Origin of the sequence: Roseovarius aestuariivivens, assembly GCF_004761875.1 — a bacterium.
Lineage (GTDB): Bacteria > Pseudomonadota > Alphaproteobacteria > Rhodobacterales > Rhodobacteraceae > Roseovarius > Roseovarius aestuariivivens.
The window spans coordinates 622,847-639,143 of sequence record NZ_SJEY01000001.1; the positions used below are offsets into that span (position 1 = coordinate 622,847).

Below are 16,297 nucleotides of genomic sequence, written 5' to 3' on the forward strand. Positions count from 1 at the left end.
GACCAAGATGGCAACATTCGATGAAGACCTCTTCCTCAAGGGGCTTGAGCAACGCAAGGCGACCCTCGGCGCAGAATATGTCGAAAAGAACCTCGCTGCGGCGGATGATTTCACCCGACCGTTCCAGGAGGCGATGACCGCATGGTGCTGGGGCTTTGGCTGGGGCGACGACGTGATCCCTGCGAAAACGCGGTCAATGATGAACCTCGCCATGCTTGGCGCGCTCGGCAAGATGCACGAATTCGAGATCCATTGCCGGGGGGCGCTCAACAACGGCGTCACCAAGGATGAGATTCGGGCCATCGTGCATGTTGTCGCGATCTATTGCGGCGTGCCGCAGGGACTGGAGTGCTTCCGCTCGGCGCGCCGGGTTCTTGAGGAACGCGGTCTTTGATTTGCCTGCCCGGGTAGGGGATTCGCACCCCGAGCGGCCCGGACCGCGGAGCGCGCGCAAAATGGAAAGCCCTTGGGTCGCCGTTTCGGTCGAAATCCGGTCTTAGACGCGCCGGATCGGCAAGAGTGTTGCGGCAGCACAACACTGGGCCTTTGTGATTCCCTGCAGTCTCAGGATTTCGGAGCGCGTATGGCGCTCAAGAGCCCTTGGAAACGCGAGGGCGATGGCGGGGAAATGCTGTGAAAATCCATATAAAAAAGGGCTTTTGCCAAAGATGGCCCGGTTTGCGCTCTGCCGTCGTCGCAAGTGTGTGTGAAATACGTCACATCGCTCGCGTGAACAGGATAGCCGGGGGCAGTTACGTTGACACTTAGGGGGTATTTGGCGCATTCCATCCCCAAGCCGTGACCCGCTACTGGGGGCGGCGGTACACGAAACTTTCCTGCTTTAAGGAGGGACTACCTTGAAAAAGCAACTTCTCTGCACCAGCGCAATCGCCCTCGGCGTCGCCGCTGCTGCTCCTGCCTCCGCCCAGGACTGGAACCTGGATTGGGGCGGCTTCTTTAACCAGCACATCGCGTTCACCGACGTGTCCGGCTCTGCCTTCAACGTGGGTGGCCCGCTGAATGGCGTCGATTTCGACGGCATCCAGATGTACTCGAACACCGAAATCATCTTCACCCCGTCGATCACGCTGGACAACGGCCTGACCTTCGGCGTGAACATCCAGATGGAGGGTCTGAACTCCGGTGGTGGTGCTGACGGTATCGACGAGTCGTACATGTCGATCTCGGGTGACCAGTTTGGTCGTCTGGACATCGGCTACGAGAACTCGGCCGGTTACAAGATGATGGTTGGCGCACCTGCTGTTGCCTCTAACGCCATCAACTCGCCGTCCGCTTCGGCCTTCATTCCGTTCCACCCGGGCGCTGCTCTTGGCTTCCGTCAGGCTGCCATCTCGTCCTTCACGGAAGTCGCCGGCAACAACGACACCGCACGTCTGACCTACTACACGCCGAGCTTCAACGGCTTCACGGCTGGTATTTCGTACGCGCCGACCGCCGGTGGTAACACCGCGAACGTCGCTCCGGTCAACCGTAACGCTGGTATCGTTGACGTCATCGACCTCGGCGTGAACTACAGCCAGTCCTTCGGCACCACCGACATCAGCCTCGCGGCTCGTTGGGGTACTGCAGACAACAACGCTGTCGGCGTTTCCGATCCGGAAACCTGGGGTGTTGGCTTCCAGGTCGGCTTCAGCGGCTTCACCGTTGGTGGCTCCTGGGCTGAGAACGACAACGGTGCACCCACCGGCGTCGGCGATCAGGAAGGCTACAGCCTCGGTGTTGCATACGACGCACCTGGCCCCTGGACCTTTGGTCTTGAAGGCTACGTCGGTGAAGTCGAGCAGGGCGCAATCGACGGCGAGTACGAGTACTACCAGCTCGCCGGCAGCCGCGACCTTGGACCGGGCGTCTCCTGGGACGTCTACCTCGTTTACGGTGAAACCAAAGCTGGTTCGGCCGCTCCGGCCTTCCTGGTGCCTGGTTCCACCATCGACGGCACGGCCATCGGTACCGCGATCAACCTGAGCTTCTAATAGCCTAGGCTGACTGTTATAGAGCGGCGAGGGAGTTTTCCCTCGCCGTTTTCTTTTTGTGTGGGCAATCTTTCATTCGCGATCTGGAAAGGTGAGCATGAAAAACAGCATTGTCTGGCTGGCGTCCTATCCGAAATCCGGCAATACATGGCTGCGGATCTTCCTGGCGAATTACCTCGCGAATTCTCCGAAACCCTTGGGCATTAACCAGGTGCAGCTTTTCGGCTTCGGGGACTCCAAGCCGCAGAGGTATCAGCAAGTTGCCGGAGGGCGGGTGGACACCAGCAATCCGCATGCGACGCTGCAATTGCGCGCACGCGTGCTACAGGCGATCGTCGCGAACAACGCGGATGTGAATTTCGTAAAAACCCACAATATCCGGGGCGACGCCATGCAGGTGGAACTGATCCCGGCCAAATTCACCAGATCGGCCATCTACGTGATACGCAATCCTCTGGATTTGGTGCTGTCCTATGCGCGCCACTACGGTCTGACACCGGAAAAAACAGTCGAAGCCATCGGGCGGAGCGATAATGCGAATGCGCCAGATGCATCGACGACATGGCAGTTTCTGGGCACTTGGAGCGAACACGTTAAAAGCTGGACCCACGGTACCCGGTTTCCAGTGCTGCCACTGCGCTATGAGGACATGCTGGATACTCCGCACGAAAGCTTTTCTGAAGCGCTTGAATTCCTAGGGATCACGCCCGACCCGGACAGGCTTGATCGCGCGATCCGGTTTTCCAGCTTCGATGAATTGAGCAAGCAAGAGGAGAAGTCCGGCTTTACCGAAAGGTCGCCACACAGCGAACGGTTTTTCGCCAGCGGGAAAAGCGGTGGTTGGAAGAAGGATCTTTCCCGCGACTTGATCGACAAGGTGCGCCGCGACCATAAGCGCATGATGAAAAAATACGGCTATTACAATGTCTGACCTGCGCCGCATCATCTGGCTGGCCTCGTATCCGAAATCGGGAAACACGTGGCTGCGAAGCCTGCTGGCGCATTACTTCATGCCGCACGGGCAGGCCCCGGATATCAACAATCTGCGCCAGTTTACCACCGCGGATATCCGTCAGGATTTCTTTGATCGCGCGGCAGGTAAACCGTTTCATGGCAAGAGCATAGAAGAATGGCTTCATGTAAGACCTGAAGCGGTGCGCCTGATTGCCGGATCGAAGCCCGGCACTCATTTCGTGAAAACGCATTGCCGACCCGTCATGGTCGGGGACACGCATCTTATCCCGCCCGAGGTGACGGCCGGTGCGATCTACATGATCCGAAATCCCTTCGATGTGGCTCCGAGTTTTGCCCGCCACGTGTCTACCGATCTGGACGACGCGATTACGCGCATGGCCGATCCGGAAACCATCATGGGAACCGAGACAGGTATCCTCGATGCTTTGGGACGTTGGGATGATCACGTCACCGCCTGGACCGAGGCACCGGGCCTGCCGCGGTATGTTTTGCGCTACGAAGACCTGCTGGATAAACCCGCAAGGACGGTGCAGAGCCTGTTGCAGTTTCTCAAGGTCAAGCCAAATCGCCCGAAGCTGGCCAAGGCGATCAAGGCGACCAGTTTCGAGGCGTTGAAGAAGCAGGAAGAAAAACTTGGCTTCGTCGAACGCCCGAAGGGTTCCCAGAGCTTCTTCACCAAGGGCAAGGCCGGCGCGTGGCGCGAAGACCTTACACCCGCACAGGTCGGACGTATCCGCGAAGAATTTGCCGATGTCATTGCAAAGTGGTATCCGGAGATGCTGGAAGAGACCGCAGAGTTCGCCAAAGCGGGCTAATCGAAACCTCACCTGTCTGGAGAGTTGAGAAATGCAGAAAGTCAGCGCAATCGCAATAGCTTGTGCGGCGATCCTCATGTCGTGCGCGCCCGCGGGACAGCCTGCAACGGCGCGGCTTGGGGATGATCCCATGCTCTCCGGTGGTCGGTATACGTCTGGCGGCGGGCTGAGTGTCGCCGTTTCCGTCAGAGAGGCGCAAGGCCGGACCTTGGTGTGCGGTGTCTGGGCGGAGAGCGAGCAGCAATCGATCCTGACCAAAAACGTCGCAAGCCGTGTGATCGCCACGGGCTCGATCTATCTCGGCAACGAGCGTGTCGCGCAGGATCTGCTTTTCATGCGCAAAGTCGCGCCGCAACCGGCCTATGGCGGGATGGAAAGCGGTTGCATTCTATCCGTGCGCGCCTGGGGGCCGGGCGATGCGCAAAAGCCGGTCAGCGTGCAAATTCCACGCCAGATCGTGGCGAACGAAGCCGAAGGCAACGATGCAGGTCCAATCGTTTATTTCATCCAGTCAGGACCGGCCGCACAATAATCAAATGGCGGCTGAGATCGCGGTATCGAGCTTGTCGACGAGTTCGTCGAGTTGTGAGTCTTCGATGATAAAGGGCGGGGCGAGCAGGACGTGGTCGCCGTGCTTGCCGTCGATCGTACCAGACATCGGGTAACAGATCAGCCCGGCCTCGAACGCCGCTTTTTTGATCTTGCCCGCAACGCCCTTTGCCGGGTCGAAAGGGGATTTGCTCTCGCGGTTCTCGACCAATTCGATCCCCCGAAAAAGCCCGCGCCCGCGCAGGTCCCCAACATGCGGGTGCTGCCCGAACCGCGATTCAAGGCGATCGGCCAGGGCCGCGCCTTTCATCTGCACCCGCTCCACCAGACCGCGGTCGATGATTGCGCTGACCACCGCGTGTCCACATGCGGCCGCGGTGGGATGGCCGATATAGGTGTGACCGTGTTGGAAAAAACCCGATCCGCCTTCGATCGCGGCGTAGATTTTACCGGTGCACAGCATCGCTCCGATGGGCTGGTATCCGGCCCCAAGCCCCTTGGCGATACAGGCGATGTCCGGGCTTACGCCGTCCTGCTCGCAGGCAAAAAGACTGCCTGTGCGTCCCATCCCGCACATGACCTCGTCCAATATCAATAGAACGCCGTATTTATCGCAGATTTCGCGGATGCGTTTGAAATAACCCGGGGCAGGGGGCAGCGCGCCTGCCGTCGCGCCAACGACCGGCTCGGCCATGAAGGCCATAACCGTTTCGGGCCCAAGGCGCTGGATCTCATCCTCAAGCGCCTGCGCCGCGCGCAGGCCGTAGTCTTCGGCGCTTTCGCCGTCATGCTTCAGGCGATATTCGTAGCACGGATCGATATGGCTCACATCCAGCAGTAAGGGGCCGAATTGCGCGCGCCGCCATTCGTTGCCACCGGCGCTCAACGCGCCGATTGTGTTTCCGTGATAGCTTTGCTTCCGGGCAATAAGCTTGGAGCGGTTCGGCTCGCCTGTTTCGACCCGGTACTGGCGCGCGAGCTTGATTGCAGCCTCGGTCGCCTCTGATCCGCCGGAGACCAGATAGACCCGGTCAAGCCCGCTGGGCGCGTGTTCGATCAGCAGATCGGCCAGTTTTTCTGCCGGCTCGGAGGTGAAAAAGCCGGTATGAGCAAAGGCCACCTGGTCGAGCTGCGCCTTGATCGCCGCGACCACCTCGGCGTCGTTGTGCCCAAGACAGGACACCGCCGCGCCACCCGATGCATCGAGATACTTCTTACCGCTTTTGTCGAACAGGTAACAGCCTTCGCCGCCGACGGCGGTGGGGGGGCTTTGGCGAGTATGGCGCGGGAATATGTGGGACATGGGATGGGCCTTCGTCGTGAGGTGGCAAGTCGGACTTGCCCACCCTACCACAGGCGAAGCGACCGCCAAGAAAAACGGGGCGCGGAAATATCCCGCGCCCCGTAGTAAGCAAAGTCAGATTATTCTGCGGCCATCTGATGTTCTGCGGCAATGGCGTCGGCCAACGCCGCTTCGAAGATGGCCATGCCTTCGTCGATGATCGCATCCGATGCGGTCAGCGGCACCATGATGCGCAGCGCGTTGCCGTGCATGCCGCAAGGCAGCAGGATCAAGCCGCGCTTGAGTGCGTGAGTGACAACCGACTTGGTCAGCGCCGCGTCGGGTGCGGCCGTATCGAAATCGGTGACGAATTCGACGGCCAGCATCGCGCCAAGACCGCGAATGTCCCACATCCGGTAGGGGGCAACACGTGCGCCAATCTCGGCGAAGCGGGCGCGCATCGTCTCGCCGATCGCCGTCGACCGCGCGAGCAGGCCTTCTTCCTCGATCGCCTCGATCGCGGCAAGAGCCGCCTCACACGCCACCGGGTTGCCGCCATAGGTGCCGCCCAGACCGCCGGGAATCATCGCGTCCATCACTTCGGCGCGGCCCACGACACCGGCAATCGGATAGCCGCCGGCCATGGATTTCGCCACGGTCATCAGGTCCGGTGCGACCCCGGAATGCTCGACGGCAAACCAGGTGCCGGTACGGCCAAACCCTGCCTGGATCTCATCGGAAATGAGGAGGATGCCGTGCTTGTCACAGATCGCGCGCAGCGCCTGGAACAGTTCGGCGGGAACAGGCATGTAGCCGCCTTCGCCCAGAACGGGCTCGACGATGATTGCCGCCACGCGGTCCGGCTGTGCGTCGGTCAGGAAAAGCCGCTCAAGCGCGCGGATCGAATCGTCGACCGTGATATGGTCGCGGGTCGACGGGAAGGGTAGGCGGTAGATGTCGGTCGGGAAGGGGCCGACGTCTTTCTTGTAGGGGCTGATCTTGCCGGTCATGCCGAGCGTCATGATCGTGCGACCGTGATAGCCGCCATCAAAGGCGATGATGCCGGGGCGGCCGGTGGCGACGCGGGCGATCTTGACGGCGTTCTCAACGGCTTCGGCACCGGTCGTGACCAACAGCGTCTTCTTGGCGAAGTCGCCGGGCGCGAGTGCGTTCAGCTTTTCGGCCAGGGCGACATAGGGTTCATAAGGCACGACCTGAAAAGAGGTGTGAGTGTAGCGGTCTTCCTGCGCCTTGGCGGCCTCGACCACCTTGGGGTGACGATGGCCAGTGTTCAGAACGGCGATGCCGCCGGCGAAGTCGACGTAACGATTGCCCTCGACATCCCATAGCTCGGCGTTTTCGGCGTGATCGGCATAGATCGGCGCGGCAGAGGCGACACCGCGTGCCACGGCAGCCTCGCGACGGGCATGAAGCTCGGCGTTGGTCTTGCCGGTCGCATCAAGCATCTGCGTCACGGCAGCTTGCGTGTCCGGCGTGGTCTGTGCGGGTGCGTCGGCCTTTGCGGCTTTCGTCGCCGGGGCCTTGCGGGCGCGGGTCTTGGTGGTTTTCTTCGACGTTGCCATGGGGCATCCCTTTCGGTCAGAATGATCAGAATACTTATTCCATGATCATTTTACTTGTCAAATGCTTTCGGTTTGCAGGGCGAATTCTTGCTGGTGCGACCAATGAAATATCAGATAAATGCAAATTTTGCCACAAAACAGGCTCTTGACCCCCTCGAAGCTTTCCCGTCAAGTATATTTGACATCAGTGATTGCGGAGATCGAATGGATATCGGTGGACGATTGCGGGCGGTGCGCGAGACGCGCGGGCTGACACAGCGCGATCTGGCGGCGAGGGCGGGTATGACCAATGCGGCGATTTCCCTGATCGAGCAAAACAAGTCGAGCCCGTCGGTCGCGTCTCTCAAGCGTTTGCTGGATGCGATCCCGATGACGATGTCGGAATTCTTCACCGAGGTGGAGGCAAACGGTACGGCCAAGTATTTCTATACAGCCGATGAATTCGTGGAGCTGTCGCCCCAGGATGCGGGATTCGGCGAGGCTGCTGCGCGGGTATCTCTGCGCCAGCTCGGCGACGCGCAACGCCATTCTCTTCAAGTGCTGCATGAGACCTATCCGCCAGGTTCGGACACCGGTCCCGATCTGCTTACCCACGAGGCGGAGGAGGCCGGCGTCGTGATCGCCGGCATCATCGAGATCACGGTGGATGACCAGGTGCGCGTGCTGAATCCCGGCGACGGATACATGTTCGACAGTCGCCTGCCGCACAGGTTTCGTAATATCGGCAACACAGTTTGCGTGATCGTAAGTGCTTGTACGCCGCCGAGTTTTTAGAAAGTTGACGCAAGGTCATGTCGCATCCAACCCATCAATGGTCGGTTCCACGCCACAAGCCTGCTTGCACACCGCAAGAAAGGTGATAGCCTTCACGCAATAGCGGCAAAAAGACCGCTTAACCCAAGACGACAAACCAAGGGAGACAACATGAAAATCCTTACTAAAGCGGCACTTGCCGCGACTGTTGCTATTTCTGCTACCGCTGTCGCGGCGCAGGAACGCTTCATCACGATCGGCACGGGCGGCCAGACGGGCGTCTATTATGTTGTTGGTCAGTCGATCTGCCGTTTGGTCAATCGCGGCTCGGCCGAGCACAACCTGAAGTGCACGGCGCCTTCCACAGGCGGGTCGATCGCCAACATCAACGCGATCAAGGCCGGCGATATGGATATGGGCGTCGCTCAGTCTGACTGGCAGTACCACGCCTATAACGGATCGTCGCAGTTCGAAGGTGATGCATTCCCTGATCTTCGCGCGGTTTTCTCGGTTCACGGTGAACCCTTCAACGTGATCGCCCGGAGCGACAGCGGCATCGAGTCCTTCACCGATCTCAAGGGCAAGCGCGTCAACGTGGGCAACCCCGGCTCGGGTCAGCGCGCGACCATGGATGTGGTTATGGACGCCATGGGCTGGAGCGTGAGTGACTTCGCCCTGACGTCAGAGCTGAAGTCGGCTGAACAGTCCGCAGCACTTGGCGACAATAACGTCGACGCCATCATCTTTACCGTTGGCCACCCGGCCGGTTCGATCCAAGAGGCGACGACCACGGTGGATGCCAAGCTGATTCCGGTTGAAACTCCGGAGATCGAGAAGCTGGTTTCGGAAAATCCTTACTACGCTTGGGCGACCGTTCCGGGCGGCATGTACAAGGGTAACCCGGAGGATGTGAAGACCTTCGGCGTGAAGGCAACCTTCGTGACCTCGGCCAGCGTGCCCGAGGACGTCATCTACGAAGTGGTCAAGGCGGTGTTCGAGAACTTTGACCGCTTCAAAGGCCTGCACCCGGCCTTCGAGAACCTGACCGAGGAAGACATGATCTCCACCGGTCTTTCGGCACCGCTGCATCCGGGCGCCGAGAAGTACTACAAAGAGCGCGGCTGGATGTAATCCAAGCGCGTTAGAAGTACTTTTGCGGGGGGCCGTGGGCCCCTCGCTTTCGCGGAGGCGGTGTTCGTCCCGCGTAAAAGGCTGAAGAACCGCACATATCTTATCGCGGCGGCCAATCCGGATAGGGGGACATGCCATGAGCAACGACGACAAGCAGTTCGAATCGGCTGCGGTCGAACAGGAAGCCTCGGGTAAAGGCGGCCTGTCGCAGGAGGAACTGGACGAACTTGTCGCCTCCACCGACACGGGCGGACGAAGCCCGACCGGTCCGATTGGCACCTTCCTTCTGCTGGTCGCCTTGTCGTGGTCGCTGTTCCAGCTCTGGGTGGCCTCACCCTTGCCCTTCATGGTGGGCTTTGGCGTATTCAATCAGGCCGACACCCGTGCATTCCATTTGGCTTTTGCCCTTTTCCTGGCCTTTCTGGCCTATCCCGCACAACGCAGCCCCTTTCAGTTAGGGCTTGCCATTGCCGTTCCCGCTCTGTTGACCGCCTTTTTCATGATCGGGGCAAAAGACGGCACCCCTGTCTGGTGGATTCCACTTGTCGGTATCGGTGTGATCGGTGCCGTTCTTCTGGGGTCGCCGAAGGACCGTATTCCGGCCTGGGAATGGGCCCTGGCAATTCTCGGCGCAGGCGCTGCCCTCTACATCTATTTCTATAGCGACTCCATCGCGCAGCGTGTCGGCGCGCCTATTATGCAAGACTTCGTCGTGGCCGTGGTGGGCATCCTGCTTCTGCTCGAAGCCACGAGAAGATCGCTCGGACCGGCGCTTATGATCGTGGCGACGGTCTTTCTGGCCTACACGTTTCTTGGCCCGTACATGCCAAGCATCATTGCCCACAAGGGCAACTCCTTGTCCGAGGTGGTGAACCACCAGTGGATCACCACGGAAGGCGTGTTCGGCATCGCCTTGGGCGTGTCGGCCTCGTTCGTCTTTCTCTTCGTGCTGTTCGGGTCGCTCCTCGACCGGGCCGGTGCGGGCAATTACTTCATTCAGGTGGCGTTTTCGCTGATGGGCCACATGCGAGGCGGCCCGGCAAAAGCCGCCGTCGTAAGCTCGGCGATGACGGGTCTCATCTCGGGCTCGTCTATCGCCAACGTGGTGACCACGGGCACCTTTACCATTCCGCTGATGAAGAAGGTGGGCTTCAGTTCAGAAAAGGCTGGCGCGGTCGAAGTGGCCAGCTCTGTCAATGGCCAGATCATGCCACCGGTCATGGGGGCCGCGGCCTTTCTCATGGTCGAGTATGTGGGCATTCCCTATTTCGACGTGGTCAAGCACGCCTTCGTCCCAGCTCTGATCAGCTATATCGCCCTTGTTTATATCGTCCATCTGGAGGCGATGAAGGCGAACATGCAGGGTCTGCCCCGCGCGGTCGAGCCGAAGCCTTGGGTCGCCTGGCTGATCTCGACCTCCTTCATCATCGCTATGATCTGCGCGCTCAGCTTTGCGGTCTACTATCTAATGGGTTGGATCCGTCCGGCGTTTCCCGACACTGCCGGCTATATCGTCTTCGGCATGCTGATCGTGGCCTATATCTTCTTGCTTTATATTGCGTCCAAGCAGCCGCCGCTAAAGCAGGAGGATCCGAATGCACCGGTCACGAAGTTGCCTGAACCCGGTCCGACGGTGAAATCCGGATTGCACTACATTCTGCCCGTTGTCGTTCTTGTCTGGGCGCTTATGGTCGATCGGCTTAGCCCTGGTCTCTCGGCGTTCTGGGCCGCAAGCTTCATGATCTTCATCCTGATCACGCAGCGTCCGCTGATGGCCATCATGCGCAATGCCGGCAACATCGGCGCGGAGATCCGCAATGGCTTCATCGACCTGCTTGAAGGTCTGGTAGCCGGCGCGCGCAACATGATTGGTATCGGTATCGCAACCGCAACTGCCGGCATCATCGTCGGCGCGGTCAGCCAGACCGGGGTCGGTTCGGCGCTGGCCGATGTGGTCGAGGTGCTCTCGGGCGGCAATATCATGGCCATTCTCGTGCTGACGGCGATCTTGTCGCTCATTCTCGGGATGGGCCTGCCGACGACCGCCAACTATATCGTGGTTTCGGCTCTTCTGGCGCCGGTCATCGTAACACTGGGACAGCAGAACGGTCTCATCGTTCCGCTTATCGCGGTGCACCTCTTCGTCTTCTACTTCGGCATCATGGCGGACGTGACGCCACCTGTCGGTCTGGCGAGCTTTGCCGCTGCCGCGGTGTCGGGAGGCGATCCGATCCGGACGGGTGTGGTGGCGTTCTTCTACAGCCTGCGCACGGCGGCTCTGCCCTTCCTGTTCATCTTCAACACGGATCTTCTGCTGATCGATGTGGGGTGGTTACAGGGCATCTTTGTCTTCGTCACGGCGACATTGGCGATGCTGCTTTTCGCGGCGGCGACACAGGGCTTCTTCCTGACGCGCAACCGCATTTATGAAACGATTGCGCTCTTGTTGATCGCCTTCACGTTCTTCCGTCCCGGCTTCTGGATGGACATGGTGGCGCCCCCCTATGATCCGGTGCCGCCAGCCGAGATCGAACAGGCCATGGAACGGGCCGATCCCGGTCAGGATCTACGCCTTACCATCAGCGGTCTGAACGCCATCGGCGAGCCCATCACCTTCACGGCGCTTCTGCCTGTGCTGGAAGGCGAAACAGGGGCCGATCGTTTGGCGGCCGCGGGGGTGGAGTATCTCAACAATGACGGCAAGATCGTGATCGACAACGTGACCTTCGACAGCCCGGCGCAAAAGGCCGGTCTGGACTGGGATCAGACGATCACCGAGTTGAAAGTGCCGATCGAACAGCCATCGAAATACTTCATGTATCTTCCGGCGCTGCTCGTTCTGGCCCTGGTGGTGTTCCTGCAACGCGGCCGTGCCCGGCGTCAGCCGGCGGAAGCCTGAGACGGAGGTTGAAGATGTTCGACAAGGTTCTGTTGCCAATCGATGTGACCCACCCGGAATCCTGGGAAAAGGCCTTGCCCATGGCGGTCGACATGTGCCGGGAAGGTGGTACGCTTCACATACTGGGTATCGTGCACGATATCGGCGCGGCGATCGTTTCATCCTACCTCCCCGACGATTTCGAGGAAAAGTCGCTGATCAAGATGAAGGAGGAGCTTGACGCATTCGTCGCGGAAAAGGTGCCGTCCGGAACATCTGCAGAGGCACATGTGGCCCATGGCCACGTGCCCGAACACATCCTGTCGGAGGCCGATCGTCTCGATGCAGATCTGATCGTGATCGCGTCTCATCCGCCCAATGATCTGCGATCCTTCCTGATCGGATCCAACGCGGACCGGATCGTGCGGCATGCCACGCGCCCGGTGCTGGTGGTCAGATAATGCCGACCGGGAAATGGCCCCTTGCGAAGCGTCGAGGAATATGGCGGAAGTCCACGCGTGAAATATCTCTAGCTAAGAGTCGCCTCCCATGACCCCATTTGCCATTGCTGGCGTGCAAATGCACGTCTCTGCCCTTCATTCCAACGTCGAGGCGATGCGCCATCGGATCGAAATCCTGATGGCCCGCTTTCCCTGGACGCAAATGGTGCTGTTTTCCGAACTCGCCCCTTTCGGCCCGCTCGACCAATATGCCCAGCCGTTTCCGAACGACACGATTCAGCAATTCCAGGAGGACGCCAAGCGCTTTGGCATCTGGCTTATTCCTGGGTCGATGTTCGAGAAGACCGAGGATGGCCGCATCCTCAACACGTCGGTGGTGATCAACCCCGAAGGCGAGATCGTCTCGAAATACTCCAAGATGTTCCCGTTCCGGCCTTACGAGGCGGGTATTTCGGCAGGTACCGAATTCTGCATTTTCGACGTGCCGGATGTCGGCCGGTTCGGCCTGTCGATCTGCTATGACATCTGGTTCCCGGAAACCACGCGGCAGCTGACCAGCCAGGGCGTTGAGGTTCTTTTGCACCCGGTTCTGACCGGGACAACGGACCGCGAGGCAGAACTGTCCATCGCGCGTGCGACCGCCGCACAGTTCCAGTGTTACGTGTTCGACGTGAACGGTCTGGCCTCGGGCGGCGTCGGTCGGTCCTGCGTGGTTGATCCGTCGGCGACCGTGCTGCACCAGTCAGCCGGGCAAGAGGACATGTTCCCGATCGAGATCGATCTCGATCAGGTTCGCCGTCAACGTGAGACCGGGCTCAAGGGCCTGGGCCAAGTGCTCAAGTCGTTCCGTGACCGGGACGCGGAGTTCAGCGTTTATGACCGCAACAGCGGCGCGGATGCCTATCTCAAAACACTTGGACCGCTCGAAACACCCAAGCAGGGCACTTATCGGGGGCTGCGCGCCGCCGACCCACGCAGCGCGCTTGGGCAAGATGAAACGACACCGGAACACAATCAGGGCTTTTCCGTTCTTCATGGAAAGGCCGGTTCCGGCTAATCCCGCGGCGTCCCTTCGGGGGCGGTCCCGGGCAACGATAATGGGAGGAACGGAATGAACAAACATTCCCCTGACAGAAAAATGGCGTCGATCCGGGATTATTATAGCGCGACCCAACTCAGGGCCGACCGCTGGAGCGCCTTGCGCGAGGCAGCAGAGGGCATGTTGCTGCACGGTCACGAAACCCGCAAACGCAAGAAACTCATGGAAACAGCGGATGAGCTGTTCGAAGCGCTTGCCCCGATCGAGACCTACTGGGCGTTTCCGGGCGGCGCGGCTTTCGACCACCTGCGTCGGTTATTCCAAAATGGAAATGTCGAGGACTTGTCGATTTCCGTACGCCGGATCGCCCGTGCGCTTGCGTCGGGCGCCTATCGCCGCCGGAAGATCCCGCTCGGTTCGGACGAGATCGACAATGAGGATTACGAGGATGAGGCCGCCCTGGCGCCAGAGGCGCGCGCCCTCGGGCGGCCCTACTTCGAGGTTCTGATCGTCGATGACGTGAACGAGCATCAGGAACGCTTCCTGCGTCAAAGCCTGCAGCGCATGCGCCGGACAGAAGATAGTTTCATCTACGAGCCGGTGATCGTGCCCTCACTTGAGGATGCGCTCATCGCAATCCTGTTCAACCACAATGTTCAGGCCGTGGTGGTGCGCCCGGGCCTCACGCTCAAGTCGCGAAACGAACTGCCGCTGATCACCCAATACTTGGCTCATCTGGGCGACAACGCCGATGTGGAATCGATCGAGCCGCATGACTACGGCCCCGAGACCTGCCGCCTGATTGCCAAGATCCGCCCCGAGCTTGACGCCTATCTTGTGACCGACCGCTCGGCAGAGGATATCGCAGGCCGTGATCTGGGAAGGTGCCGGCGCGTCTTTTACAACCAGGAAGATTTCCTCGAACTGCACCTCAACATCCTGCGCGGTGTGCAGAGGCGCTATAAGACGCCATTCTTCTCGGCTCTGGTGGAATATTCCAAGCAGCCCACGGGTGTCTTCCATGCCATGCCGATCAGCCGGGGCAAGTCGATCAGCCGATCGCACTGGATCCAGGATATGGGCGCGTTCTACGGGCCAAACATCTTCCTGGCTGAAACCTCGGCCACTTCAGGTGGTCTCGACAGCCTGCTGGAGCCGCGCGGCCCCATCAAGGAAGCGCAGGACATGGCGGCGCGGGCGTTCGGGTCAAAGCACACGTTCTTTGCCACCAACGGCACCTCGACCTGCAACAAGATCGTCGTGCAATCCGTTGTTAAACCGGGCGATATCGTGCTGGTCGATCGCGACTGCCATAAATCTCACCATTACGGCATGGTTCTGGCCGGGGCGCAGGTCTGTTACATGGACAGCTACCCGTTGCATGAATACTCCATGTATGGCGCCGTGCCGCTCAAAGAGATCAAGCATACGCTTCTGAAACTCAAGGCAGCGGGTAAACTCGACAAGGTGCGCATGGTGCTTCTGACCAACTGCACTTTTGACGGGCTGGTCTACAATGTCCGGCGCGTGATGGAAGAATGCCTCGCCATCAAGAAGGACCTGATCTTTCTCTGGGACGAAGCGTGGTTTGCGTTTGCCGCCTTTGGCCCGACCTATCGCCAGCGCACCGCGATGAGCGTGGCCAACACGTTGCGCGAGACGCTACGCACGCCCGAGGCGATCGAGGCTTGGGAAACCCAGCAGGCCGAATTAAAGGACGCGGACGAAGAAACGCTGCTCAACACTCAGCTTGTTCCCCCGCCCGATGCGCGGGTGCGCGTTTATTCCACGCAATCCACGCACAAGACGCTGACGTCTCTGCGGCAGGGCTCGATGATCCATGTCAACGACCAGGACTTTAAAGGAGAGGTTGAGCAGGCCTTTCACGAAGCCTACATGACGCATACCTCAACTTCGCCGAACTACCAGATCATCGCGTCGCTCGACGTGGGTCGCCGTCAGGTGGAACTGGAAGGGTTCGAGTTCGTTCAACGGCAGGTCGAAAGCGCGATGTCCATTCGCCGCGCAGTCGCCTCGCACCCTCTCCTGCAGAAGTACTTCAAGGTTCTGACTGCGGGCGACATGATCCCCGAGGAGTACCGCGAAAGTGGGATAGAAGCCTATTACGACCCCAAACATGGCTGGGTCGATACCTGGAAAATCTGGAACTCCGACGAGTTCGTGCTCGATCCCACCCGCATTACGCTCGCCGTAGGCGGCACCGGTTGGGACGGGGACACGTTCAAGACCAAGATCCTGATGGACAAATACGGGATCCAGATCAACAAAACCTCGCGTAACACCGTGCTCTTCATGACCAATATCGGCACGACGCGGTCATCGGTGGCGTATCTCATCGAGGTTCTGGTCGAGATCGCGAACGAGCTGGACGACCTGTTGGACGACGCCTCGAAGATGGAACGGCGCTCGTTCGAAAACCGGGTGAAGGGGCTGGTGGAACACCTTCCGCCTCTGCCCGATTTCAGCCGGTTCCACGATGCCTTCCGCACCGATAACAAAACCGCGGAGGGAGACATCCGGTCGGCGTTCTTCCTCGCCTACGATGAAGACAACTGCGATTACATCAACCTCGATCAGGCTCTCGTCAAGCGGCTAGAGGACGGAGAGGAGCTGGTGTCGACCAGCTTTATCATTCCTTACCCGCCAGGCTTTCCGATCCTCGTGCCCGGACAGGTCATCAGCCACGAGATCATCTCATTCATGCTGGCGCTCGATGTAAGCGAAATTCACGGATACCGGCCCGATCTGGGCCTGAGCGTTTTCACCAAGGACGCGCTCGCGTCGGTCAAGAAAAAGTCGTAGAAAGGGACAGTTAC

13 protein-coding genes are annotated in these 16,297 nt (G+C 59.7%); 11 read left to right on the forward strand and 2 right to left on the reverse strand.

Annotated elements, in window-relative coordinates; translation table 11 throughout:
- The first annotated feature begins 7 nt into the window (after positions 1-7).
- The 5 genes from EZV60_RS03055 to EZV60_RS03075 all read left to right on the forward strand — a co-directional run bounded on the left by EZV60_RS03055 (position 8) and on the right by EZV60_RS03075 (position 4,316).
- Positions 8-394: a carboxymuconolactone decarboxylase family protein gene (locus EZV60_RS03055; protein WP_135502000.1), complete on the forward strand. Its 387-nt coding sequence runs from the start codon at positions 8-10 to the stop codon at positions 392-394.
- Positions 395-857: 463 nt separating this feature from the next.
- Entirely contained in the window at positions 858-1,994 is a 1,137-nt protein-coding gene (locus EZV60_RS03060; RefSeq protein ID WP_135502003.1) for a porin, read from the forward strand.
- A gap of 97 nt (positions 1,995-2,091) precedes the next feature.
- Complete coding sequence (locus EZV60_RS03065; protein WP_135502005.1) at positions 2,092-2,925, forward strand: sulfotransferase domain-containing protein; 834 nt, start codon at positions 2,092-2,094, stop codon at positions 2,923-2,925.
- The gene (locus tag EZV60_RS03070) at positions 2,918-3,784 is read left to right on the forward strand and encodes a sulfotransferase domain-containing protein (protein ID WP_135502007.1); all 867 of its coding nucleotides are present in this window, start codon (positions 2,918-2,920) and stop codon (positions 3,782-3,784) included. The genes EZV60_RS03065 and EZV60_RS03070 overlap by 8 nt, the downstream gene beginning before the upstream one ends.
- Positions 3,785-3,860: 76 nt before the next feature.
- Entirely contained in the window at positions 3,861-4,316 is a 456-nt protein-coding gene (locus EZV60_RS03075) for a hypothetical protein (RefSeq protein WP_135502009.1), read from the forward strand.
- On the opposite strand, the gene EZV60_RS03080 is transcribed toward EZV60_RS03075, so the two are convergent.
- On the reverse strand, positions 4,317-5,636 hold the full coding sequence (locus EZV60_RS03080) for an aspartate aminotransferase family protein (RefSeq protein WP_135502011.1): 1,320 nt from the start codon (positions 5,634-5,636) through the stop codon (positions 4,317-4,319). It lies immediately after the preceding gene.
- Between the two features lie 119 nt (positions 5,637-5,755).
- Positions 5,756-7,081, reverse strand: coding sequence for a 4-aminobutyrate--2-oxoglutarate transaminase (gene gabT / locus EZV60_RS03085; RefSeq protein ID WP_425353552.1), 1,326 nt, complete (start codon positions 7,079-7,081; stop codon positions 5,756-5,758).
- Between the two features lie 321 nt (positions 7,082-7,402).
- Between gabT and EZV60_RS03090 the strand changes: the two genes are divergently transcribed.
- The 6 genes from EZV60_RS03090 to EZV60_RS03115 all read left to right on the forward strand — a co-directional run bounded on the left by EZV60_RS03090 (position 7,403) and on the right by EZV60_RS03115 (position 16,283).
- The gene (locus tag EZV60_RS03090; RefSeq protein ID WP_135502015.1) at positions 7,403-7,972 is read left to right on the forward strand and encodes a cupin domain-containing protein; all 570 of its coding nucleotides are present in this window, start codon (positions 7,403-7,405) and stop codon (positions 7,970-7,972) included.
- Between the two features lie 150 nt (positions 7,973-8,122).
- Complete coding sequence (locus EZV60_RS03095; protein ID WP_135502017.1) at positions 8,123-9,082, forward strand: TAXI family TRAP transporter solute-binding subunit; 960 nt, start codon at positions 8,123-8,125, stop codon at positions 9,080-9,082.
- A 136-nt stretch (positions 9,083-9,218) separates the two neighbouring features.
- A complete protein-coding gene (locus EZV60_RS03100; protein ID WP_135502019.1) occupies positions 9,219-11,981 on the forward strand; it encodes a TRAP transporter permease in 2,763 nt (920 codons plus the stop codon).
- 14 nt (positions 11,982-11,995) lie between these two features.
- Positions 11,996-12,421, forward strand: coding sequence for a universal stress protein (locus EZV60_RS03105; RefSeq protein WP_135502021.1), 426 nt, complete (start codon positions 11,996-11,998; stop codon positions 12,419-12,421).
- Between the two features lie 88 nt (positions 12,422-12,509).
- Positions 12,510-13,478: a carbon-nitrogen hydrolase family protein gene (locus EZV60_RS03110; RefSeq protein WP_245306178.1), complete on the forward strand. Its 969-nt coding sequence runs from the start codon at positions 12,510-12,512 to the stop codon at positions 13,476-13,478.
- A gap of 54 nt (positions 13,479-13,532) precedes the next feature.
- Complete coding sequence (locus EZV60_RS03115) at positions 13,533-16,283, forward strand: aminotransferase class I/II-fold pyridoxal phosphate-dependent enzyme (protein ID WP_245306179.1); 2,751 nt, start codon at positions 13,533-13,535, stop codon at positions 16,281-16,283.
- The last annotated feature ends 14 nt before the right edge of the window (positions 16,284-16,297 follow it).

Coding starts and splice junctions, on each gene's coding strand:
- gabT (WP_425353552.1), bottom strand. CDS start 7,081: ATGCTTGATGCGACCGGCAAGACCAACGCCGAGCTTCATGCCCGTCGC.
- EZV60_RS03110 (WP_245306178.1), top strand. CDS start 12,510: ATGACCCCATTTGCCATTGCTGGCGTGCAAATGCACGTCTCTGCCCTT.
- EZV60_RS03105 (WP_135502021.1), top strand. CDS start 11,996: ATGTTCGACAAGGTTCTGTTGCCAATCGATGTGACCCACCCGGAATCC.
- EZV60_RS03065 (WP_135502005.1), top strand. CDS start 2,092: ATGAAAAACAGCATTGTCTGGCTGGCGTCCTATCCGAAATCCGGCAAT.
- EZV60_RS03055 (WP_135502000.1), top strand. CDS start 8: ATGGCAACATTCGATGAAGACCTCTTCCTCAAGGGGCTTGAGCAACGC.
- EZV60_RS03090 (WP_135502015.1), top strand. CDS start 7,403: ATGGATATCGGTGGACGATTGCGGGCGGTGCGCGAGACGCGCGGGCTG.
- EZV60_RS03070 (WP_135502007.1), top strand. CDS start 2,918: ATGTCTGACCTGCGCCGCATCATCTGGCTGGCCTCGTATCCGAAATCG.
- EZV60_RS03095 (WP_135502017.1), top strand. CDS start 8,123: ATGAAAATCCTTACTAAAGCGGCACTTGCCGCGACTGTTGCTATTTCT.
- EZV60_RS03115 (WP_245306179.1), top strand. CDS start 13,533: ATGAACAAACATTCCCCTGACAGAAAAATGGCGTCGATCCGGGATTAT.
- EZV60_RS03100 (WP_135502019.1), top strand. CDS start 9,219: ATGAGCAACGACGACAAGCAGTTCGAATCGGCTGCGGTCGAACAGGAA.
- EZV60_RS03075 (WP_135502009.1), top strand. CDS start 3,861: ATGTCGTGCGCGCCCGCGGGACAGCCTGCAACGGCGCGGCTTGGGGAT.
- EZV60_RS03080 (WP_135502011.1), bottom strand. CDS start 5,636: ATGTCCCACATATTCCCGCGCCATACTCGCCAAAGCCCCCCCACCGCC.